General features: G+C 59.6%; 16 protein-coding genes. 12 read left to right on the top strand and 4 right to left on the bottom strand.

All coding sequences use genetic code 11. From position 1 onward, the window contains the following. Positions 1 to 64: 64 nt before the first annotated feature. Positions 65 to 2,005 carry a hypothetical protein gene (locus HCK86_RS15620; protein ID WP_176085414.1) on the bottom strand — a complete coding sequence of 647 codons (1,941 nt, stop codon included), beginning with the start codon at positions 2,003 to 2,005 and terminating at the stop codon, positions 65 to 67. A 356-nt stretch (positions 2,006 to 2,361) separates the two neighbouring features. Between HCK86_RS15620 and HCK86_RS15625 the strand changes: the two genes are divergently transcribed. From HCK86_RS15625 to HCK86_RS15635, 3 genes are all read left to right on the top strand, one after another. Further along, positions 2,362 to 4,248, top strand: a complete 1,887-nt coding sequence (locus tag HCK86_RS15625) for a DUF2264 domain-containing protein (RefSeq protein ID WP_176085415.1) — start codon at positions 2,362 to 2,364, stop codon at positions 4,246 to 4,248. Between the two features lie 77 nt (positions 4,249 to 4,325). Continuing rightward, the gene (locus HCK86_RS15630; protein ID WP_348641089.1) at positions 4,326 to 5,315 is read left to right on the top strand and encodes a LacI family DNA-binding transcriptional regulator; all 990 of its coding nucleotides are present in this window, start codon (positions 4,326 to 4,328) and stop codon (positions 5,313 to 5,315) included. 103 nt (positions 5,316 to 5,418) lie between these two features. Beyond that, a complete protein-coding gene (locus HCK86_RS15635) occupies positions 5,419 to 6,060 on the top strand; it encodes a class I SAM-dependent methyltransferase (RefSeq protein ID WP_176085417.1) in 642 nt (213 codons plus the stop codon). Between the two features lie 117 nt (positions 6,061 to 6,177). Here the strand turns inward: HCK86_RS15635 and HCK86_RS15640 are convergent, their stop codons facing one another. From HCK86_RS15640 to HCK86_RS15650, 3 genes are all read right to left on the bottom strand, one after another. Continuing rightward, positions 6,178 to 6,951, bottom strand: coding sequence for a FadR/GntR family transcriptional regulator (locus HCK86_RS15640; protein WP_246739630.1), 774 nt, complete (start codon positions 6,949 to 6,951; stop codon positions 6,178 to 6,180). Positions 6,952 to 7,080: 129 nt separating this feature from the next. Continuing rightward, positions 7,081 to 7,869 (bottom strand): carbohydrate-binding protein, encoded by a 789-nt coding sequence (locus HCK86_RS15645; RefSeq protein WP_176085419.1) that lies wholly within the window; start codon positions 7,867 to 7,869, stop codon positions 7,081 to 7,083. A gap of 12 nt (positions 7,870 to 7,881) precedes the next feature. Continuing rightward, on the bottom strand, positions 7,882 to 9,672 hold the full coding sequence (locus tag HCK86_RS15650) for a heparinase II/III family protein (RefSeq protein ID WP_176085420.1): 1,791 nt from the start codon (positions 9,670 to 9,672) through the stop codon (positions 7,882 to 7,884). A 280-nt stretch (positions 9,673 to 9,952) separates the two neighbouring features. Here HCK86_RS15650 and HCK86_RS15655 point away from each other — a divergent pair, with 280 nt between their 5' ends. The 9 genes from HCK86_RS15655 (at position 9,953) to HCK86_RS15695 (ending at position 21,618) form a co-directional block, all read left to right on the top strand. Next, positions 9,953 to 10,897 (top strand): sugar ABC transporter permease, encoded by a 945-nt coding sequence (locus tag HCK86_RS15655; protein ID WP_176085421.1) that lies wholly within the window; start codon positions 9,953 to 9,955, stop codon positions 10,895 to 10,897. A gap of 13 nt (positions 10,898 to 10,910) precedes the next feature. Beyond that, complete coding sequence (locus tag HCK86_RS15660) at positions 10,911 to 11,747, top strand: carbohydrate ABC transporter permease (RefSeq protein ID WP_176085422.1); 837 nt, start codon at positions 10,911 to 10,913, stop codon at positions 11,745 to 11,747. A gap of 5 nt (positions 11,748 to 11,752) precedes the next feature. Next, the gene (locus tag HCK86_RS15665) at positions 11,753 to 12,928 is read left to right on the top strand and encodes a glycoside hydrolase family 88 protein (protein ID WP_176085563.1); all 1,176 of its coding nucleotides are present in this window, start codon (positions 11,753 to 11,755) and stop codon (positions 12,926 to 12,928) included. Positions 12,929 to 12,962: 34 nt separating this feature from the next. Next, a complete protein-coding gene (locus HCK86_RS15670; RefSeq protein WP_176085423.1) occupies positions 12,963 to 14,072 on the top strand; it encodes an ABC transporter ATP-binding protein in 1,110 nt (369 codons plus the stop codon). A gap of 28 nt (positions 14,073 to 14,100) precedes the next feature. Further along, complete coding sequence (locus tag HCK86_RS15675) at positions 14,101 to 14,838, top strand: DUF624 domain-containing protein (RefSeq protein WP_176085424.1); 738 nt, start codon at positions 14,101 to 14,103, stop codon at positions 14,836 to 14,838. Between the two features lie 35 nt (positions 14,839 to 14,873). Next, positions 14,874 to 16,115, top strand: a complete 1,242-nt coding sequence (locus HCK86_RS15680) for a sugar ABC transporter substrate-binding protein (protein ID WP_246739637.1) — start codon at positions 14,874 to 14,876, stop codon at positions 16,113 to 16,115. Positions 16,116 to 16,292: 177 nt separating this feature from the next. Then, entirely contained in the window at positions 16,293 to 17,444 is a 1,152-nt protein-coding gene (gene galK / locus HCK86_RS15685; protein WP_176085426.1) for a galactokinase, read from the top strand. 28 nt (positions 17,445 to 17,472) lie between these two features. Continuing rightward, positions 17,473 to 18,510, top strand: a complete 1,038-nt coding sequence (locus HCK86_RS15690; protein ID WP_176085427.1) for a UDP-glucose--hexose-1-phosphate uridylyltransferase — start codon at positions 17,473 to 17,475, stop codon at positions 18,508 to 18,510. 75 nt (positions 18,511 to 18,585) lie between these two features. Then, a complete protein-coding gene (locus HCK86_RS15695; RefSeq protein WP_176085428.1) occupies positions 18,586 to 21,618 on the top strand; it encodes a glycoside hydrolase family 2 TIM barrel-domain containing protein in 3,033 nt (1,010 codons plus the stop codon). Positions 21,619 to 21,660 lie beyond the last annotated feature (42 nt).

Here is a 21,660-nt window from a genome sequence, read left to right on the forward strand (position 1 = left end):
CCGAACGTCTCCATCATTCCTGTTGGCCAACCTCATCAGGAGATCGGCGTTTGCTGGTCCATTGTCAAAGATGAGGCGCATTCGCCGCATCAGACGCCGATTTTGCAGGGTCCAGACGTGCATTCAGCGCTGAAGCTGCGCCGTCTTGGGTGACGATGTCCCACAGGCTCCGTTCTCCCGCGCCCGCTTCGCTGATCATCCGGCACTGCTTGAGGGCCTGGATCTTGCCGCTGTCGGAGAGGATATCGAGGGTTTCGGGGCAGCAATCCGTCATGAGCATCCTGATGAGATCGTCGCGTGGCGGCGATAGTTTCAGAAGGCTTGCTCGGGTGCGGGGTAGCAGCATCCTGGTGAAGATTTCACCGGCGCGGGGCATGTCGCAGAGTGTGTCGAGCGTCGAGCCGGGGTTCGTCTGCGCATCCGCCGAGAAGGTCGTCCTCCTGTGGTCTGGGACAAGGCCCATGTCATCCAGCAGGAATTCGAGGGCCTTGTCCTTGAAGGCGTCTTTGTCTGTGGGGCGGCGGCTCGAACGATCCACAGTTCTTGCAGCCTCCAGAATCGCATCGTTCAGCGTTCTTCGCGTCCCATTCTGCAGCCGTCTATATCGAATGGCGATCGAGCCGGCTTTTGTTCCGTCATCAATCAACATGACACGCTGCTGTCTCGGGTGAGGCCTGCGTTCGCCTTCAGTCATCGGAGCGTTAAGGCCGCCCGGCACCAATTTCTCCAGTTGGGCAAACGCATCCCTCTGCTCGAAAATTGCGATCATGCGCGCGTTGATCTTGCCATCGTCGTCAAGGAGCCCGTTCTTCTTCCATGTCCGGTCATGTTGCGGCTGCTCCAGCAGTAGCCAGAGCAGTGCGTTTGTGCATGGCTGGTTCTGGACGATCTTCAGTGCGGCATTGCCTTCGCTGAGGCCTATGGCATCGCGACGCTGCTCAAGATCAGGGTTCACAAGGCGGAAAATACCTTTGAGGCTCGGTAACGATAGCAGGGCCTCTGTGAGGCGGGATGTAGCCTCCCCATCCTTTTCGGCCAGTTTCATCTTTTGCAGATTAGCCAGAGTCCCGGGGCTTGTGAAAACCTGCAGCATCAGATGTGTCGGTTCATCCGTGATGATGCGTGAAATGTGTCTATTTGCTTTGCCGGCAGCGTTGATCAGGCCCAGTTTTACAAGGGGGGCCCGTCTGTCTGGGTCAATCAGCAGGTCGAGTGTCTCGCAGGCAAAATGTTTTTTGACGGTCTCCCGGAAAGTCTCGGGGGGAAGTTCCAGTTCCAGGAGTGCGGCCTGATTCTTCTTCTTCAGCAAGAAGTCGAGTTTGGATTTAGCATCCCATGGATCGGCCGCGCAGAAGCTATCGAGAAAAGGGGGCTTTGAGGGAGCAGTGGCCGCGTCTTCGTGAAGCCCGATCTTGTGAAACAGATATTCCAGGCACTCCCGTCTGAACGCTTCATTCTGTTCGAGGGCAAACAACGTGCTTTTCTGGGCGTCAATTTTCCGGTCTTGCGTTTCCTGTGCGATCATCGTGTCAATCAGCGTTTGCGTACGACGGTTCAGTTTTGAAAATATCTGCTCGGCCGACGGCGCTGATGATGCCCGGTCCATCCCCTCGGCGCGCTCCGCTTTGCGGACAATACCGGATTCGTCGGCGCAGTTCGGACGTTTGAAGCCCCGGCGCGCCACTGGCTGGCTCCGGGCTGCGAAAAGCGCTGACATGCCGGCAGCGTTTGTCTCGGCGTTGGAGGTTCCGGCCTCCTGCCGGTCTGCATGGATGTCAGAATGGCTTCCGGAGGGTTCTCCGTCTGCCCGGTCATCACGGCGTTGATCTGTCGTCCCCGCTGGCAATGCCTGGGGCAGGCCCTGCGGTCCGAGTGGCCGCTCGTTGCGGCTGCCAGCATCTGGTTCCGGGCCATGTGGTGGTGCCGGAGGATGGTTGCCCGGCTGCGGCGTGACCGGCCTGTCGTGGTGTGCAAATGAACCGCGTTCAGAAATGGATCTGGCCATGTCAATGTCCTGAATACTGTGCCTTGTCTTTAGAGATTGGATTTGTTCTATCTTTTGATTGGACTAAATGAAATTCGCAGAATCAAAATTATATCAATATGATAATTTTAGCTGGCAGCACCGAATTCAATGAATTTTATTCTTGCTGGCGGGGCTCGCGTGATGGGGCGGTTGCTTTGGCGCGGCATCCGCACAGCTGAACTGAACGCAGCACGAAGATGCTGCTGATGGCGTCATCAATGCAAAAAATTTACGTCGTTTGCAAAGTTTTCAGCGCGCGGAATCGGGGGTAGATTGCGCGACAAACATGTGTTGCGGCCGTTGCGCTATGGCCGCCAGCGATCCGGGAGGTCATGATGTCGCGTGAAAGAGAATTTGCCTGGGACAGGCTGCCGATCATCCAGAAGATGGCGGCGAACAATCCGATGAACGGTAATCCGCTCAAGATCCGTGATGACATGGCGGTCGCTGTTTCCCGACTCTTTGCGCCGCTGAAAGACCATTTCTCGACCGGCAATGCCCGTATCGAGCTTTCGGCGGGGGCTGCGCATTATGATGACGGTGCGACGGCGATGGAGGCCTTCGTGCGGCCGCTCTGGGGCATGGCACCGCTGGTTGCCGGCGGCTATGCCTTTGACGAGGCCTGGCGCTATGTCGAGGGGCTTGCCAATGGCATGGACCCGGAACATCCCGAATATTGGGGTGACATCGCCCCCTTTGATCAGCGCCTGGTCGAGATGGCCGGTATTGCGCTGGCGCTGCTGGTCGCGCCGAAAATCTTCTGGGAGCCGATGCCTGACGCCGCGAAGAAGAAGGCGGTCAGCTATCTTCTGAAGATCAACACCTATGATGTCGCCGACAATAACTGGCTGTTCTTTCGCGTGCTCACCAATCTGGCGCTGCGCAATGTCGGCGAGGAATGGTCGGAGGCGGCCGTGCGCGCTGCGCTGGAGCGGATCGAGAGTTTCTATATCGCCGATGGCTATTATCTTGACGGCAAGTGGCGCCAGCGTGACTATTATTCGCCGATGGCGCTGCATTTCTACGGTCTGGTCGTTGCCAAGGTGGCGGGCGATCTCTTCCCCGACTATGCTGCGCGCTATCGCGAACGTGCGCGCCTTTTCGCGCAGGATTTCCAGCACTGGTTCGCCGACGATGGCGCCGCCATTCCCTATGGCCGGTCGCTGACCTATCGCTTTGCCGAGGGCGCCTTCTGGGCCGGCTGTGCCTTTGCCGATGAGGAGGTGTTGCCCTGGGGGCGGATCAAGGGGCTGTTGTTGCGGCATCTGCGCTGGTGGTCGGATCGGCCGATCACCGATCGCGATGGTATTCTGAATATCGGTTATGCCTATCCGAACCTTTTCATGTCGGAGAGCTATAATGCGCCGGGTTCACCCTATTGGGCGCTGAAAAGCTTTCTCGTGCTCTGCCTTGAAAAGGATCACCCCTTCTGGGCGGCCGAGGAGGAGGCGCCGGAAGCGCTGCCGGGCGGGCGTGTGATTGCGCCGGCCGCGGGCTTCATCGTGCGGCGGGCTGAAGGCGATACAGTGATGCTGACCGGCGGCCAGGATGGCCACGAACATCGCGGTTTCGATGCCAAATACAGCCGCTTTGCCTATTCCTCAGCCTTTGCCTTCTCGGTGAAATGCGACATGGTTTCGCCCGAGCAGCCGGACAAGAGCGCCGTTGACTGCGGCATGATGATTTCGCGCGATGGCAGGACCTTCATCTCGCGGGCCGAAGTGCTTGAAGAGGGGATCGACCAGAATATGGCCTTCGGGCGCTGGCGGCCGGATGAGCGGATCACCATTGAGAGCTGGCTCGATTTCGCCAGCGAAGGCTGGCATGTCCGGATCCACCGGATCGTCACCGAGGATGCCCTGGTGATTGCCGAAAGCGGCTTCTCGCTCGACCGGACCGGCGAAAATGCACCCGGCTTTGCCGAGGGACTGAAGACCGAGCCAGGGCTTGCCATGATCCGCACCGGCTTTGCCACCTCGGCGATCCGCGACCTCACCGGCGACCGTATGGCGACGAATGTCCGCGCAGCGCCCAACACCAATCTGCGCTTTCCCCGCACGCTGTTTCCGCGCATCGAAGGCCGTGTCGGGCCGGGCGAGACCTATCTGGTCAGCGCCGCCTTTGGCGTGACGCGGCCGATGGAGGCCTTGCCGCCCATCGCGGTGCCGGAAACGGTCGCCAGCTTCTGCGCCGCGCGTGGTATCGTGCTCAACGCATTCTGACGGCCAAGGGGAGGACGGGCACTCTGGTTGAGATTGGAGAACTGACGCGGAACCGGCGACGGGTCAAGCTGCGTGAAATTGCCGATGAGGCGGGGGTGTCGATTGCCACCGCCTCGCGGGCGCTTTCGGGGGCCGACGGTATTTCCGCCGCCGTCCGCGCCCGCGTGGCGCAGGTGGCCGCCCGGCTTGATTATGTCGGTCAGGGGCCGGCGCCGGAGGTGATTGTTCACTCGGCGCTCGATATGGGCATGTCGGGCCTTCCAGCCTTTCAGCAGGAGCTTTTTGCCGGCATTGAAGAGGCGGCGCTGGCGCTTGGTGTCGGTCTCACCGTGCGTGTTCACCGGCCCGGCGAAGGGCTGGAGGATGCTGACCTCTCGGCCGGGCGCGGTGCGCGCGGCCATATCCTGATGTCGGTTCAGGACGAAGTGCTGATTGGCGGATTTGTCACCCATGATCTGCCGGCGATCATCGTCAATGGCTTTGATCCGCTGATGCGGCTGGATACGGTGGCGGCGGGAAACCGGGCCGGGGGCTATGCCACGGCACGCCATCTGATCGGGCTCGGACATCACCGCGTCCTGATGCTGGAGCACCGGGCGCGTCTGCCGGTGATGGACCGGTTCGACGGCGCCCGTTTCGCGCTTGCCGAAGCCGGGCTGCTGCATGATCCGGGGCTTTGTTCCGACATGTCGGTGATGAATCCCGATATTGCCTATGATCTGATTGTCAGGCGCTTGGCGGATCATGGCGGCCGGCCTGATTTCACCGCCGTGCAATGCCCGAATGATGCCGCCGCCTTCGGGGTCATGGCCGCCCTTGGCGATGCCGGCTTTTCCATCCCCGACGATGTTTCGGTGGTTGGTTTCGATGATATTCCCATGGCTGCCAGTGCCAGTCCGCCGCTGACGACGGTCGCCGTTCCCAGGCATGAAATCGGCGCTCACGGGTTGCGTCGGCTGATCGCGCGCATCCGTGAACCGGCGATGACGGCGGTCTATGCCGAGCTTGCCGGACGGCTGGTCATTCGCAGCTCCACCGGGGCAATATGTCGCCGCCATGCCGATTGAATTGCGCGCGCAGATAGAAAATCTTCATATCTCTGTTACGGTTCTGGCGCGAAATCCGGGTTGAGCGTTTTGCGGCAGGATCGGTTTCTTGGGGGGGGTGAAAGTGAATATCAATGCGGATATCGGCTTCTGGGACAGGCTCGCTGCCAGATACGCAAAATCTCCGGTTGCGGATCAGGGCGGCTATGAGCGGACGTTGGAACGGACAAGGTCTCATCTGAAGCGGACGGATCAGGTTGGCGAGCTTGGGTGCGGAACGGGAAGCACGGCACTTCTGCTTGCCGCGCATGCCGAGACATATCTGGCGACGGATTTTTCCGGAGAAATGATCCTGATCGCCAGACACAAGCAGCAACAGGGCGAACAGCAGTCCGGACTGGACTTTCGCTGTGCGACGGCAGACGATCTGGCCAGGGAGGGCGCGCGGTTCGACGTGGTTCTCGGTTTCAACTATCTTCACGTTGTCCGTGACCTGCCCGCAACGCTGCAGGCAATCCATGCCATGCTGAAGCCTGGCGGGCTGTTCATTTCGAAAACCCCCTGTCTGCGGGAGATGAACCCCTTGATCAGGCTGGTGGCGCTGCCTGTCATGCAGCTGTTCGGCAAGGCGCCGCATGTCACGTCATTCAGTGCCAGAGCGCTGGATCAGGCCCTTGGCGATGCCGGCTTCAACGTCATTGTCACCGAATACCATGCCAGCAAGGGGGCGGATCCGCGCCCCTTCATCGTCGCTGCGCGCGTGTGAAGGCGGCTCGGCATCTGATCTGCGAAAACAGTTCGTGCCGGTTGCAGACGGGTGACTGCCCGCTGATCCGGCTTTTTCTCATTCCGGATCGGGTTTTCGAAAAGAACGCACGGCGCTTTAGCCGCGGCGCTGAAGTCTTGCGGCCTGACGCAGGCGCTCGTCACGCATCAGGTTGCGATACCGTTCCTGGCTGCCCTTGAGATGATCGCGCATGGCGTCACGCGCACCCTGTTCATCGCCGCTCGAAATGGCGACAACGATCCGCTCGTGCTCCCTGATCAGCAGATTGCGGTAGGCGATCTCATCGCCATCATCCTCTTCGATACGCTGACCGGTCTGAGGAATGACGGCCTTGCCCTGCATTTCGAGAAAGGTCGAGAACAGCGGGTTGTTTGTTGCACGTGCGATGGCAAGGTGCAGTGCAATATCGGCATCTGCCCAGCGCGGACCGTCGTCGCGGGCGGCAATCGCGTCGGCATGGGCAACGAAGATCGCTTCTTCCTGGGCCGGTGAACGGCGCAGGGCTGCAAGGCCGGCGGCCTCGATTTCAAGCGGTGTGCGGGCTTCGAGAATTTCCAGTGAAGAATAGAGCCGTTCACGGTCAACACTGGGATGGGTGCGGTTGAAGGCAAAGCCGATCGGGTCGAGGACAAAGACGCCAGCCCCCTGTCTCGCTTCGACAAGGCCGTCGGAACGCAATGCCGCGACGGCCTCGCGCACGACGGTGCGCGATACGCCATGCGCCTGGGTCAGCTGCGCTTCGCTCGGCAGCTTCTGGCCGGGTTGATAGGTGCCGTCGAGGATGGCGCCGCGCAGGGCATCGCTGACGCGGGAAACGAGCGTGCCCGTACCCGCTGTGCTGCGGCTTGCCGATTGAGTGGCCAATTGCATCCCCTTCCAAGCATCCGCCATTTTTGGGCGGTGCAACATGTCTGTTTGGTGCCGCAGTTGCAGCAAATCATCACCTAATTGTATGACAAGCTGAATTATTTGGCAACAAATGAATGATAAGTGCTCCGTCTAGGCCTCTGTTCCCCAGGCCTCGATCTGGGTCAGTGCCGGGAAGGGGGAGGGGTCATCGGCCTTGATCAGCTGGTCGATTCGGATCCATTCGGTGATGCGTGGTTCGATGGCATGGCGTTGCGGACCATCAACCTTGCCAAGTGGCAGATCGGTGCTCCATCCATCGCTCAGGGTCATGCGGGCCCGTTGCCACCAGGCGTCATGCGGAAAATCGGCGCGGCTGAACAGAGCCACTTCGCTAAGCCTGACGGGCCGGCCGAAATGAATGGTGATGGCAGCATCGGGATCGGAGTTGATGCCCCAGCTCGTATAGGGCCAGAAGCCGTGATTGTCGGCGGCGGTCTCGCCATCAATGGCATTGCGGGCGGCGAAGGCTGCTTCGCCGCGGGTTTCCACCGTCGCTGTCGCATGCGGGAAGATGCTGTGATTGTCGGCGTGGTCCAGGATGTTGACCGCGAGATTGCGCTCAGCCGCGATTTCCGCAGGCCGCGCTTGGCGCGCCATGATCCGGTGCCGCGTGCCTGAAAAGGCTTGCGGCGGATAGATCATCGTCTGTTCGCCAAAGGGAACGGAGAAGGAAAAGCGCCGCTCTTTCATGAAGATGATCGCCGGGGCGAGCGCGGCATCCACGGCGAGGCTGAGGAAGCAGGGAAACTGATCTGTCTCGATGACGATCTGCTCGCCGGGATGATAGCTGCCCTCGTGAACCAGATAGGCATTGTCGCCAGCGGTCCTTTCCCTCAGTCGCGCGCCGTCCTTGTCCTCAATCGCGATTGTGATGGTCATGGTCGTCTCCCCTCAACGGATGGCAAGCCTGAGCGTGTTTCCGCTCAGGGGCAGAAGGACGCGGAAAAGGCGCGCCGGCCAGGCTGCGCGCAGCCGGGAATCAGTGATGTCGAGCGGCTCGAGCCGCATGGCGCTGGCGCCGGAAATGGCAATTTCGCCAAGGCCGGGCAGGGTGATGAGAGCATCACCGAGCTGCGGTTCACTGGCGAACAGCAATGACAGGACAGCCGGACGGTCACCGTCGAAGCGGTCTTCGATGTCAATCCCCTGGCCCTTGTGAAACAGGACGGCGCGGTGATAGCTGCGCAGCTGTGCCGTATCCGGCCAGGCGCCGGCAAGCTCCATCGCGATGGCTGCCAGATCATCCTTCAGGGTGACGGCAACATCGCTGGCGGCGTATTCCACTCCGTCCTTCTGGTCGATGCCGTCAAAGGCCGGGAGATTGTGGAAGCCGGACTGCATGGTCCAGATCTCATAACGCCGTGCCGAGAAGGTTTTGGCGGTGTAGTTTTCAACGCCGATATCGATCAGAAACGGCTTGTTGTCCTTGTAAAGCGTGAAGCTGCCGACATCGTTGTGATTATGGCTGTCGCCATTGTCGCCCGCCTTCACGGCGAGTGCGAAATGCTGGTCGCGCGCCACCAGCAGGCCGAGGCTTTCGAAGAAATGATCCGGGATCGCCGGCATTTCAGGCGGCGTATCCGGCAGGTCGATGGCGGTCATGGCCGTCTGTAGCCGGTAGAACAGGTTGATTTCTTCCGGCAGGTCGGGGGCTTCGCTCAAGGCGATGTCGCGGGCGGCAAACTGCATCAATCGGCTGGAGCCGACGGCCTTGCCGAACAGATATTCCCGCGCACCGCAACGCCCCGCCCGGGCGGAGGAGTCGTTGAAATTGAAATAGCGCTCGCCATCGACATGCATGAAGAGAATGAATTCCGCGATATTGCGGATTTTCGTATTCTGCCAGAGCGGCGCGAAGGCCTCGGGCGCCACGGCGCTCAGAATGTTGAGGGCGTTGAAGAGACAGAGGCCGGCATGGCGATAATAGAGCACGCCTTCTTCACATGCGCCGTCCTCGCCATATTCCTTGAGGAAGCAGTCAAGACTGTAGGCCGCTTTCTTCACCACGGCGCGACGGACGTCAGCCGGTGTTGCGCTGGTGAAGGTCGCGAGCAGCACATTCTGGGTGCACCAGGCCGTCCAGTTGTTCATCGGCTCATCGCCGTTGCCCATCCACCAGAAATGCGCGTTGAGGTATGGGGTGATGATGCGGCGTTCGATCTCATCTTGGATCCGCGCCGCAATGAAGGGGCTGACACGATCGAATTCTGCTGCAAACAGCCAGTTGAGGGTCGCAAGCTGCGCTCCGGTCTCGGCGGCGAAGAGGTCGATCACCGGCCTCCTGGCATCGGGCAGCGGCAGGCATGGCGTGTCGCGGATATAGGTGTTGTGGGCAGGAAGCTGCCAGCCGCTTTCCTCACACAGAAGCAGGGCGCCATCGATGATCCGGTCGATGTGGCGGCCTTTGCCTTCGCTGCATTCTGCCAGCGCATAGGCGTTCAGCATGCGCCGCCGTTCCATGAACTTGGCTTCGAAACGGGTTCTGTTGCCGTTCCGGGTGAATTCCAGATAGTCGCTGGCCGTCAACAGTGGCCAGTCCGTTCCGGCAGTCTGTGCACGCTCTGCCAAAAGCTGCTTCCAGCGGTCGGGCAAAGATGTCCACCGGTCACGATCGCCATAGGCTGCTGCAGGCGAAAAATCGCCGAGTGTTTCGGGCAGCCGGTCAAGGCATTCGAAAAACATCATTCCTCCCATGCGCCGCACCTGTCACATGATTCCTGTCCCGGCGCCTTTGCGCAGCGGTTATCAGGAAGCTCATGAGCCTTCCACCGCTCGCGTCGTTCATTAGATATCATACAAGTTGATGAGATTTCAAACGCCAAAAAACATTTTTTCGAATACTTGTCGTATGATTTTTTTGAATGTAGTATGAGACGAAATCAGGGCATGGTCTTATTGCCCGGCAAACAATGCCTGCTCGGGTCTGGTGTGATCGGGCGGTGTTCAGACTTGGGAGGAACAAGTGGCTGTGAGCAGCTTGGAACCTGCGGGCGGAGCCACGGTTCGGCGGAAACGGAAGGTGTTGTCGAAACGGCAGCAGAAGCTTCGTGCCGGACTGGTCGCCTATTCATTCATTGCGCCGAACTTTCTCGGCTTTGCGATTTTCACGCTTGGGCCGATCATCTTCGCCTTCGCGCTTGCCTTCATGCACTGGGATGGATCGAACCCGATCCAGTTTGCCGGTCTTTCGAATTTCTTCGCGCTGTTTCACGACAGCGCCTTCATCGCCGCCTTCTGGAATACCATCATCTACACGGTCTTTTCCGTGCCGCTGACCATGGCCTGCTCGCTCGGGCTGGCGCTTCTGTTGAACCAGAAGATCTTCGGCCGGGACTTCTTCCGCGCGGCGATGTTCTTTCCCTATGTCGCCTCGCTGGTGGCCGCTGCCGTTGTCTGGAACATGCTGTTCAACCCGGCCATGGGCCCGGTCAACATGATCCTCTATACGCTCGGCGTCGATCCGAAGAACCTGCCGGGCTGGGCTGCCGACAAGGACTGGGCGATGGTCACCATCATCCTGTTCGGCATCTGGAAGCAGGCCGGCTATTTCATGGTGATCTATCTGGCCGGGCTTCAGGGCGTGAACCGCGAGCTCTACGAGGCTGCCGATCTCGATGGTGCCAATGCCTGGCAGAAGTTCTGGAACGTCACCATTCCGCAGCTGGCGCCGACCACATTCTTCGTCTCGGTCATGCTGACGATCAACTCCTTCAAGGTGTTCGACCAGGTCTACATGATCACGCAAGGGGGCCCCGGAACCTCGACGCTGGTGCTGGTCTACCACATCTACAACGAGGCCTTCATCTCCTGGGATCTCGGCTATTCCAGCATGGTCGCGCTGGTGCTGTTCGCGCTCGTCCTCACGGTCACGCTGGTTCAGTTCCGCTATTCGCGCAGTCTGGACTAGGGGAGGGCAAATCATGCGTATTTTCGGTCATAAAATCAAACTCAGCCGCATCCTCGTCTATGTGCTGATCATTGCCATCACGGCGATCATGCTGCTGCCCTTCGTCTGGATGCTGTCGGCATCGCTGAAGCTGAACCGCGAAGTGTTCGAATTCCCGATCCACTGGATCCCGCAGCATCCGCGCTGGCAGAACTATGTCGATATCTGGACCAAGATCCCGCTCGGCCTGTTCGTCTTCAACACCGCCAAGATCACCTTCATGGTGACGATCCTGCAGCTGTTCACCTCATCCTTTGCGGCTTACGCCTTTGCCAAGCTGAAGTTTCCCTATCGCGACGTGCTGTTCCTTGGCTACATCGCCACCATCGCCATGCCCTGGCAGGTCTATATGGTGCCGCAGTTCATCCTGATGCGTGAATTCGGCCTCTATAACACCCACTGGGCGCTGATCGCGCTGCAGGCCTTCACCGCATTCGGCGTGTTCCTGATGAAGCAGTTCTACATGTCGATCCCGGATGAGCTCTGCGAGGCGGCCCGTGTCGACGGCATGAACGAATATCAGATCTGGTGGAAGATCATGCTGCCGCTATCGAAGCCGGCCCTGTCGACGCTGACGATCTTCACCTTCGTCTTCGCCTGGAACGACTTCCTCGGGCCGATGATCTATCTGACCAAGACGGATCTCAAGACGATCCAGATCGGCCTTCGCATGTTCATCAGCCAGTATTCGGCTGAATACGGACTGATCATGGCGGCCTCGGTTGTCGCGATCATTCCGGTGCTGATCGTCTTCCTCGCATTGCAGCGCTTCTTTGTTGAGGGTGTTGCCTCTTCCGGACTGAAAGGCTGATGACGATGACCATTCAACAAAAGGCCTTTCCTGTCGCGCCGATCACCGACGCAGAGATTGCCGGGGCGATTGAGATTGCCGTTGCCCAGGTGCGGCGCAACCTGCCGGATTTCACCTTCCGCATGCAGAACCATTCGAGCGTCGACAATTTCTATCCCGCCGTCGACAATAATCAGTGGACCTGCGGTTTCTGGCCGGGCGAGGTCTGGCTTTCCTACGAGCTGACCGGTGACAAGGTGTTCCGCCATGTCGGCCAGATCCATGTGCAGGATTTCCTGCACCGGATCGAGAACCGCATCGCCACCGATCACCACGATATGGGCTTCCTCTATTCGCCGACCTGTATTGCCGCTTACATGCTGGTTGGCGATGAGGATGGCCGGAAGGCGGCGATCATGGCCGCCGATCAGCTGATCGAGCGCTACCAGCCGGTCGGGCGTTTCATTCAGGCCTGGGGCGAGATGGGGGCGGCCGACAATTACCGCTACATCATCGACTGCCTCCTGAACCTGCCGCTGCTCTATTGGGCAAGCCGCGAGACCGGCGATGAGAAATATCGCGACATCGCCCGCATTCATGCGGCAACGACGCTTGCCAATTCCTTCCGTCCGGATGGCTCGACCTTCCATACCTTCTTCATGGATCCGGTCACCGGCGGTCCGGTGCGCGGCGCGACGCAACAGGGTTACCGCGATGACAGCAACTGGGCCCGCGGTCAGGCCTGGGCGATCTACGGGCTGGCGCTGTCCTATCGCCATGATCCGAAGCCTGAATATCTGGAGATGTTCGGCAAGGCGCTCGCCTTCTTCATGACGCGTCTGCCGAAGGACATGGTGCCGTTCTGGGACCAGATCTTCACCGATGGCGATGACGAACCGCGCGATTCATCGTCGGCTGCGATTGTCGCCTGCGGGCTTTGCGAGATGGCCGATATCGTCGGCGGCGCGGCGGCGGAAGAATATCGCGATCTCGCCCGGCGCTTCATGAAGAGCCTCGTTGATATCTATGCCGTGAAGGATCCGAAGATCTCCAACGGCCTGGTGCTGCATGGCACCTATTCGAAGAAAACCCCCTTCAACAACTGCACACCGGAAGGCGTCGATGAATGCGTCTCCTGGGGCGATTACTACTATCTCGAAGCGCTGATGCGCCTTTCGCGCAACTGGTCATCCTACTGGTGAGGGGCGCCGCTATGAGATTTGGGAGGAATGGATAATGTCCGGTATCTCGCTTAAGAAAATCAACAAGACCTATGGCGCGCTCACGGTCGTCCATGACATCGATCTGGAGATCGCCGACAAGGAATTCATCATTCTGGTTGGCCCGTCGGGCTGCGGCAAGTCGACGACGCTCAGGATGATTGCCGGCCTGGAGGAAATCTCCGGCGGTGAGCTTTATATCGGTGAAGACCTCGTCAATGACGTGCCATCGAAAGAGCGCGACATCGCCATGGTGTTCCAGAACTATGCGCTCTATCCGCATATGACGGTCTACAAGAACATGGCCTTCGGCCTGCAGCTCAGAAAGGCGCCGGAAGCCGAGATCGACAAGAAGGTGCGCGAGACGGCCAAGACGCTCGATATCGAGCATCTTCTGAACCGCAAGCCGAAGGCGCTTTCCGGCGGTCAGCGCCAGCGCGTGGCGCTTGGCCGGGCCATGGTGCGCAATCCGGAGGTCTTCCTGCTCGACGAGCCGCTGTCCAACCTCGATGCGAAGCTGCGCGGCTCGATGCGTACGGCGATCACCAAGCTGCACCGCCAGCTCGATTCGACCTTCATCTATGTGACCCACGACCAGGTGGAAGCCATGACCATGGCCGACCGGATCGTGGTGATGAAGGATGGCTATATCCAGCAGGTCGATACGCCGCAGATGCTTTACGACCACCCGATCAACATGTTCGTTGCCGGCTTCATCGGCGCACCGCAGATGAACATGTTCACGATCACGGTCAAGAAAAAGGGCGATGACTGGGTCGGCATCTTCCACGATACCGAATTCCCGCTCGTTCTTGGCGACAAGCATGACCGGCTCGCCCCCTATGAGGGGCGCGAAGTGGTGCTCGGTATCCGCCCGGAAAACTTCCACGAGGCCCAGCCCTATGACATCGCTCCGGAACTGACGACGCCGTTTTCGGCGCTGATCGATCTGGCCGAGCCGATGGGATCGGAAATCCACCTCAACATGTCAGCTCATGGCGTCGATCTGATCGCCAAGGTCTCGCCGCGCTGCACCGCGACCGACGGCGAAAATGTCACCCTGATCGCCGATCTCGCCAATCCGCATCTCTTCGACAAGGAAACCGAGAAGTCGATCCTTTACTGATAAGGTCTGCGCAAGGGAGGCGCCGATCATGAACTGGATGACGAACTGGATGATGCGGGAGGGGCCGGGCATTCCCAAGAATGCGCCGAAGAAGACGGGGCTTGCGCTGTTCTTCTTTGTCCTCTTCCGTGAAGCATGGGACCTGTTCAAGCTCAATGTGATGCTGCTGGTCCTGTCGATCCCGCTCGTCACCATTCCGGCAGCTTTTGCGGCTGCCACCCGGATCACGGTGCTGATGGTTCAGGATGAGAATGTCTATCTCTGGCGTGATTTCTGGCGTGCCTTTCGCCAGTATTTCCGCGCCGCCACGGTTGCGGGTCTCGCCTTTGCTGCCGTGCTCGGCCTGTCCGGCTATGCCGTCTACATCTATGCGCAGATGGCCCGGCACAATCTTGCCTTTGCCATTCCCGTCGCCATCGGTGCCAGCGTCGTGATTGTCACGGCGATGACGGCATCGGTCTATTTCGTGCTGATGGTGCGCAGTGAGCTGCACGGGGCGCCGCTTCTGAAAGCCGCGCTGATGGCGGTTCTAGCGCGGCCGCTGCCGATTCTTGGCGGTCTGGCCGTCGTTGCGGCCCTCTGGGTTGCCCACATCATTTTCTATCCGGCCTCGGTCTTCATGCCGGTGGTCTTCAACTTTTCCCTGGGCTCGCTCGTGATGACATTCACAGCGTTCAGGGCGAGCGATTTCGCGCTTAGCCTCGCCGGAGTGACGGGGCCCGATCACGGCGCGAATGATCCAGCAACGGCGCAGATGCGCAACTGATCGGAGGAGATATTATGCGTAATATTGTGAAGGCAATGCTTCTGGCCACGGTTGGCCTGATGCCGATCGCCGCCCATGCGGACGATACGACGACCATCAACTGGGCGCTGTGGGACTGGGATGCCACGGCCTATTATCAGCCGCTGATTGATGCTTTTGAGGCCAAATATCCCGATATCAAGGTCGAGCATACCGATCTCGGTTCGACCGACTACACCACCATGCTGATGACCCAACTCTCCGGTGGCGGCTCCGATCTCGACGTGGTTCAGGTCAAGGATATTCCGAGCTATGCCAATATGGTGCGCACCAATTCGCTGCTGCCGCTCGGCGATGACATCAAGAGCGCCGGTATCGACACGGCGGCCTATGGCGGTCTGATCGAGGCCCTGACGGTGGACGGCAATATCTACGCCCTGCCATTCCGTTCCGATGTCTGGATCCTCTATTATAACAAGGATCTGTTCGACGCGGCCGGGGTCGAATACCCGACCAACGACATGACCTGGACGGAATTTGCCGACAAGGCCCGGGCACTTTCGTCCGGTTTCGGTGCCAACAAGACCTATGGCGCGCTGTTCCACACCTGGCGTTCGACGGTTGAACTGCCCTGCATCATGGATGGCCAGCACACGCTGGATGGCGGTTCTTACGACTTCCTGAAGCCCTGCTACGACATGGTTCTCGGCCTGCAGAACGATCAGGCGATCCCGTCTTACGCTTCGCTGAAGACCACGAATACCCATTATTCCGGTCCGTTCTACAACGGCACGGTCGCCATGCTGCCGATGGGCAGCTGGTTCATCGGCACGCAGATCGCCAAGGTCAAGTCGGGTGAATCGCTTGCCAAGAACTGGGGTATCGCCCGCTATCCGCATATGGATGGCGTCGAAGCCGGCACCACGGCAGCAACCATCACCTCCATCGCCGTTGCCGCCAATTCCAAGCATCAGGATGCGGCGCTGAAATTCGCCAATTTCGTTGCCGGTCCCGAAGGTGCCAAGGTGATGGCTGAAACCGGCACGCTGCCGGCGATCTCGAGCGATGAGGTTCTGGCTGCCATCGCTGCCAAGGACGGCTTCCCGCAGGACGATACGTCCAAGGGCGCGCTCAAGACCGTCAAGAGCTATCTGGAAATGCCGGTCAACCTCAAGGCCGCCGATATCGAGGTGGTGCTCAACCGTGCCCATGACTCGATCATGACCGACAATATTTCGGTCGAAGATGGCCTGAAGGAAATGAATGATGGCGTTCAGCAGGTGCTGAACAAAAACTGATCGATCTTTGTGATCCTTGGTAGCTCCGGCCTTTCGGCCGGGGCTTCTTCCTGCTACAAACCTAATCGTTTCGCATCGCATGTCGAAACGGGGAGGAAATACCGCAGGCACGCCGGCCGCCCGGTCCATGGCGTTGTTGCGTCGGTCATCCGTTACATGCATTCAGGGAGTTGAGCGATGTCCAGTCTTGGCGAAGAATTTGCCCGTCAATTTGGCGGCGTGCCGTCCTATTACCGCGCGCCGGGTCGGGTGAACCTGATCGGTGAGCATACCGATTACAATGACGGTTTCGTCATGCCGGCTGCGCTTGAATATGAGGCAGAGGCGGCCGCCGCGCTCAACGGCACGGACAAGATCCGCCTGTTCTCGCTGAACAATGGCGAAAGTGCCACTTTCGATCTTTCCGATCCCGCTCCCAAGCCGCTTGGCAACTGGACCGATTATGCCTTTGGTGTTGCCGTGAAGCTGAAAGAGGCTGGCAAACCGATCAGGGGCATCGATATTGCCGTTTCCTCATCCGTACCGGTCGGCTCTGGCCTGTCGTCATCGGCGGCCTTTGAGGTCGTGACCGGTTTTGCGCTGCTGTCGCTGATCGGCGAACAGGTCGACACGGTTGAACTCGCCAAGATCTGCCAGAAGGCGGAAAATGAATATGTCGGCATGCGCTGCGGCATCATGGACCAGTTCATCTCCTGCAATGGCGTCCATGATCACGCGCTGATGATCGATTGCCGCTCGCTTGCCACGCGCTCCGTGCCGCTTGATCCGAAGGCGCGTGTCGTTGTCGCCAATTCCATGGTGCACCACGCGCTTGCCGGTGGCGAATATAACAAGCGCCGCGAAAGCTGCGAGGAGGGGGTGCGGCTCTTGCGTCCCGCTCTTGGCGAAATCGCCGCGCTTCGCGACGTGACGATCGAGGATCTGGAAGAGAACCGCGACTTTCTGCCGGAGGTGACCTATCGCCGCTGCAGGCATATCATCACCGAGAACGAGCGCGTACTCGATGCCGCTGACGCGCTGGAGAACGGGGACCTGAAGACGTTCGGACGGCTGATGAATGCCTCCCACGCTTCCATGCGCGATGACTACGAAATCTCCTGCCCGGAGATCGATATTCTGGTCGAGATTGGCCAGCGGCAGACGGGCGTCTACGGCTCGCGCATGACCGGCGGCGGTTTCGGCGGCTGCACGGTCAGCCTTGTCGAGGCCGAACATGTCGATGCTTTCATCGAAAATGTTGCGGCTGAATATGAAAAGGCGACCGGGCTGAAGTCGCCGATCTTTGCCTGCGCACCGCAGGCCGGTGTCTCTGTGCTGCAACGCGCCTGAGACGACACCGGAAAGGAAGGAGCATCCCATGAATACCTTCGCCGATCATCCGCACCGTCGCTTCAATCCGCTCTCCGGGGAATGGATCCTGGTTTCGCCGCAGCGGGCCAAGCGCCCCTGGCAGGGGCAGGTGGAAGATCCCGTGCGCCCCTCGATGCTGGCGCATGATCCTGATTGTTATCTCTGCGCCCGCAATACCCGCATCAATGGTGAGGTCAATCCGGACTACCAGCACACCTATGTTTTCGACAATGACTTTCCCGCGCTCACCACCGATGCGCCGGACGAGCGTTTCGAGGACGGTCTGCTTCTGGCCGAGGGCGAAAGCGGAATTGGCCGGGTGCTCTGCTTCTCGCCGCGTCATGACCTGACGCTGGCACGCATGGCCGTTGATGATATCGTCCATGTCGTCAATGAATGGGTGGCGCAATATGAGGAGCTGGGGGCGATGGAAGACATCGCCCATGTGCAGATCTTCGAAAACCGCGGTGCCATGATGGGCTGCTCCAACCCGCATCCCCATGGTCAGATCTGGGCGAGCCGCCATGTCCCGAACGAGCCGGAAAAGGAAGGCCGCAACCAGCTGGCCTATTATGAGAAACACGGCCATCCGCTGCTGCTCGATTATCTCGAACAGGAGCTGAAGCTTGGTGAGCGCATCCTGTTCGAAAACGACACCTTTGTCGTGCTGGTGCCCTACTGGGCGATCTGGCCGTTCGAGACCATGGTGCTGCCAAAGCGGCATATCCGTTCGATGGACGAGATGGAGCCATCGGAACGCCGGGATCTCGCCGAGGCACTGTCGAGCGTGACGATCCGCTACGACAATCTGTTCAAGACCTCCTTTCCGTATTCGATGGGCTTTCATCAGCGGCCGACCGATGGCGAGGAACATGACGAATGGATCCTGCACGCCCATTTCTACCCGCCGCTCCTGAGATCGGCGACCGTGAAGAAATTCATGGTCGGTTTCGAGATGCTGGGCGGACCGCAGCGCGACATCACCGCCGAACAGGCGGCCGAGCGTCTGCGGGCGCTGCCAGAGATCCATTATCTCGCTGAGTAAGACATAACGGTGCCGGATGAACGGCGCCGATCCCTGATTATCCTTCATGCCGCCCGGCTCCGGGCAAAAGGTAACATGATGATTGCTGAACCCGATCTCGGCTGGCTCGCCGATCCGCGCGTCTTCGCCGTCAACCGTCTCGATGCTGTTTCCGATCATATCGCCTATCCTGATGCAAGGGCGGCTGAGAGCGGGCTTTCGCTTTTCCGCCAGAGCCTTAACGGCGAATGGGCTTTCCGTGCGGATGCGCGCATTGCCGAACGCCCCGCAGGCTTCCATGCGCGCGATTTTGATGCGAGCGGCTGGGGGCGGATCGAGGTTCCGGGCTATATCCAGCTGCAGGGCCACGGTCACAATCAGTATGTGAATACCCAATATCCATGGGACGGCGTTGCCGATATCCGGCCGCCGGCGATCCCGGAGGATAATCTAGTCGGTTCCTATATCCGTGATTTCACCTTTGCCGGCAGAGCCGATGACGGTCGTGTGGTGCTGACCTTTGATGGTGTCGAGACGGCCTTTTATGTCTGGCTCAATGGCGTCTTTGTCGGCTATGGCGAAGACAGTTTCACGCCGTCGCGGTTTGATATCACCGATCTCGTCGAAAAGGGTGAAAACCGGCTTGCCGTGCAGGTGTTCCAGCGCTCCTCCGCCAGCTGGATCGAGGATCAGGATTTCTGGCGTCTGACCGGTATTTTCCGCGAGGTCTGGATCGAAAATCAGCCCGCGCTGCATCTCGATGATCTTTTCGTCACCACCGATCTGGCGGATGATTTTTCTGCCGCAACGCTGAAGCTGCGGCTGAAGCTTGCCGGGACTTCGGGTGTCGTTGCGGTCTCGCTTGCCGATGCGACCGGCAAAGCGGTGGTTGCGCTTCAGGATTTTGAAGCTGCATCCGAAATGGATCTTGCCTTTGCCATCGACCAGCCGGCCCTTTGGAGCGCCGAAGTGCCGAACCTCTACCGGCTGGTGATCACGCTGAAGGACAAGGCGGGTCGTGTCAGCGAAGTCGTGCCGCAGGCCGTCGGCTTCCGCCGTTTCGAGATGATCGACAAGATCATGCATCTGAACGGCAAGCGCATCATCTTCAACGGCATCAACCGCCATGATTTTGACGCCTATCGCGGCCGTGCCGTGACCTATGAGCAGATGCTGTGGGACGTGAAGTTCTTCAAGGCGCACAACATCAATGCGGTGCGCACCTGCCACTATCCCAATCAGTCGGTCTTCTACCGGCTTTGCGATGAATATGGGCTCTATCTGATCGACGAGACCAATCTGGAAAGCCACGGCTCCTGGCAGAAGGATGGCAAGGTGCTGCCGGACTGGGTGGTGCCGGATGGGCTGCCGGAATGGCGCGACTGCGTGCTCGACCGGGCGAAATCCATGCTCGAGCGTGACAAGAACCACGCCTCGATCCTGATCTGGTCCTGCGGCAATGAAAGCTTCGGCGGCAAGACGCTCTACGAGATGTCGGAATTCTTCCGCTCGCGCGATCCTTCCCGCCTCGTTCATTACGAGGGCGTGTTCCAGGATCGTCGCTACAACGATACTTCTGACATGGAAAGCCGGATGTATGCCAAGCCCCAGGAGGTTGAGGCCTTTTTGCAGGATGATCCGCAAAAGCCCTATATCCTCTGCGAATATATGCATGCCATGGGCAATTCCTGCGGCGGGATGCATCTCTACACCGATCTCGTCGACAAGTATCCGATGTATCAGGGTGGCTTCATCTGGGATTATATCGACCAGGCGATCGCGGTTACCGGTGAGGATGGCAAGCCGCTGCTCGCCTATGGCGGCGATTTCGGCGACCGGCCGTCGGATTACGAATTCTGCGCTGACGGCATCGTCACCGCCTTCCGCGCGCTGACGCCGAAGGTTCAGGAGGTGAAATACCTCTACCAGAATGCCGATCTGACGCCGGAGGCCGGCGGCGTGACGATCCGCAACAAGAACCTGTTTGTCTCGACGGCAGATTTTGCGCTGTGCTACACCTTGATGCGCGATGGCGTGGTGGTCTTCACGGGGGCGACGGTTGTCGATATTGCGCCCGGTGAGACGGCTTTCGTGCCGCTGTCGCTTCCCGACAGGACGCAGCCCGGCGAATATGTGCTGCAGACCGCGCTCTGCCTGAAACAGGATACACTCTGGGCCGGTGCCGGCCATGAGGTTGCCTTTGGCGAAGCGGTTCTGTCCGGTGCGCTGGCGGTGAAGGCGGGCAGCAGGGCGGGTGCCAATCTGCGCGTCATTCGCGGCGATCTCAATCTCGGCGTTCAGGCGCCGGGCTTCACCGCGATGTTTGCCCAGGTCTATGGCGGGCTTTCCTCGCTGACGGTCGGAACGCTGGAATTCATCCGCCGGCCGCCGCGCCTGACCTTCTGGCGCGCCATGACGGATAATGACCGTGGCCGCAAACATGGTTTCGAGCTTGGTGCATGGCAGACGGCAACGCTGTATCAGAAGATTGCCGCTGTCGAGATCGATGCCGAGGCCAATGAGCCGACAGTGACCTACCGTTTCACACTGCCTGGCCTTCCTGTCGAACCGAGCGTGATATATCGTGTCGGCCGCGACGGGCTGGTCCATGTTGAGGCGCATTATCCGGGCGCTGAAGGTCTGCCGGAATTGCCGATCTTCGGCCTGCAGTTCACCATGGACAAAAGCTTCGACCGGTTCCGCTATTATGGTCTGGGACCGGAGGAAAATTATGCCGACCGGGCCAAGGGCGCACGACTCGGGATTTTCGAAAAGCGCGTTGCCGACAATCTTCCAGCCTATCTCGTGCCGCAGGAAGCGGGCAACCGCATGGGCGTTCGCTTTGCCGAAGTCACCGATGCAAAGGGCAGGGGGCTGCGATTTGCAACAGAGGCCGCGCCATTCGAGTTCAATGCCCTGCATTATGCGCCGATGGAGCTGGAAAATGCTTTGCGCGTCGAGGAACTTCCGCCAGTCTATCGCACGGTTGTGACGGTTGCGGCAAAACAGATGGGCGTCGGTGGCGATGACAGCTGGGGCGCGCCGGTGCATCCGCCCTATCGTCTGTCTTCGCAGGCGCCTCTGTCGATCGCTTTCGCGCTCTCGCCCATCGGGGTTTCGGCAGTTTGAGAATGCTGTAACGAGTTTTTATCATCGGCGCCCGGCGGAACG

Origin of the sequence: Martelella sp. HB161492 (assembly GCF_013184775.1) — a bacterium.
In the GTDB taxonomy this organism is placed as follows: Bacteria; Pseudomonadota; Alphaproteobacteria; order Rhizobiales; family Rhizobiaceae; genus Martelella.

Excerpts from the sequence above, each read along its gene's own strand:
- HCK86_RS15620 (WP_176085414.1), bottom strand. The coding sequence starts at position 2,005 with ATGGCCAGATCCATTTCTGAACGCGGTTCATTTGCACACCACGACAGG.
- HCK86_RS15625 (WP_176085415.1), top strand. The coding sequence starts at position 2,362 with ATGTCGCGTGAAAGAGAATTTGCCTGGGACAGGCTGCCGATCATCCAG.
- HCK86_RS15640 (WP_246739630.1), bottom strand. The coding sequence starts at position 6,951 with ATGCAATTGGCCACTCAATCGGCAAGCCGCAGCACAGCGGGTACGGGC.
- HCK86_RS15645 (WP_176085419.1), bottom strand. The coding sequence starts at position 7,869 with ATGACCATCACAATCGCGATTGAGGACAAGGACGGCGCGCGACTGAGG.
- HCK86_RS15650 (WP_176085420.1), bottom strand. The coding sequence starts at position 9,672 with ATGTTTTTCGAATGCCTTGACCGGCTGCCCGAAACACTCGGCGATTTT.
- HCK86_RS15660 (WP_176085422.1), top strand. The coding sequence starts at position 10,911 with ATGCGTATTTTCGGTCATAAAATCAAACTCAGCCGCATCCTCGTCTAT.
- HCK86_RS15665 (WP_176085563.1), top strand. The coding sequence starts at position 11,753 with ATGACCATTCAACAAAAGGCCTTTCCTGTCGCGCCGATCACCGACGCA.
- HCK86_RS15670 (WP_176085423.1), top strand. The coding sequence starts at position 12,963 with ATGTCCGGTATCTCGCTTAAGAAAATCAACAAGACCTATGGCGCGCTC.
- HCK86_RS15675 (WP_176085424.1), top strand. The coding sequence starts at position 14,101 with ATGAACTGGATGACGAACTGGATGATGCGGGAGGGGCCGGGCATTCCC.
- HCK86_RS15680 (WP_246739637.1), top strand. The coding sequence starts at position 14,874 with ATGCTTCTGGCCACGGTTGGCCTGATGCCGATCGCCGCCCATGCGGAC.
- galK (WP_176085426.1), top strand. The coding sequence starts at position 16,293 with ATGTCCAGTCTTGGCGAAGAATTTGCCCGTCAATTTGGCGGCGTGCCG.
- HCK86_RS15690 (WP_176085427.1), top strand. The coding sequence starts at position 17,473 with ATGAATACCTTCGCCGATCATCCGCACCGTCGCTTCAATCCGCTCTCC.
- HCK86_RS15695 (WP_176085428.1), top strand. The coding sequence starts at position 18,586 with ATGATGATTGCTGAACCCGATCTCGGCTGGCTCGCCGATCCGCGCGTC.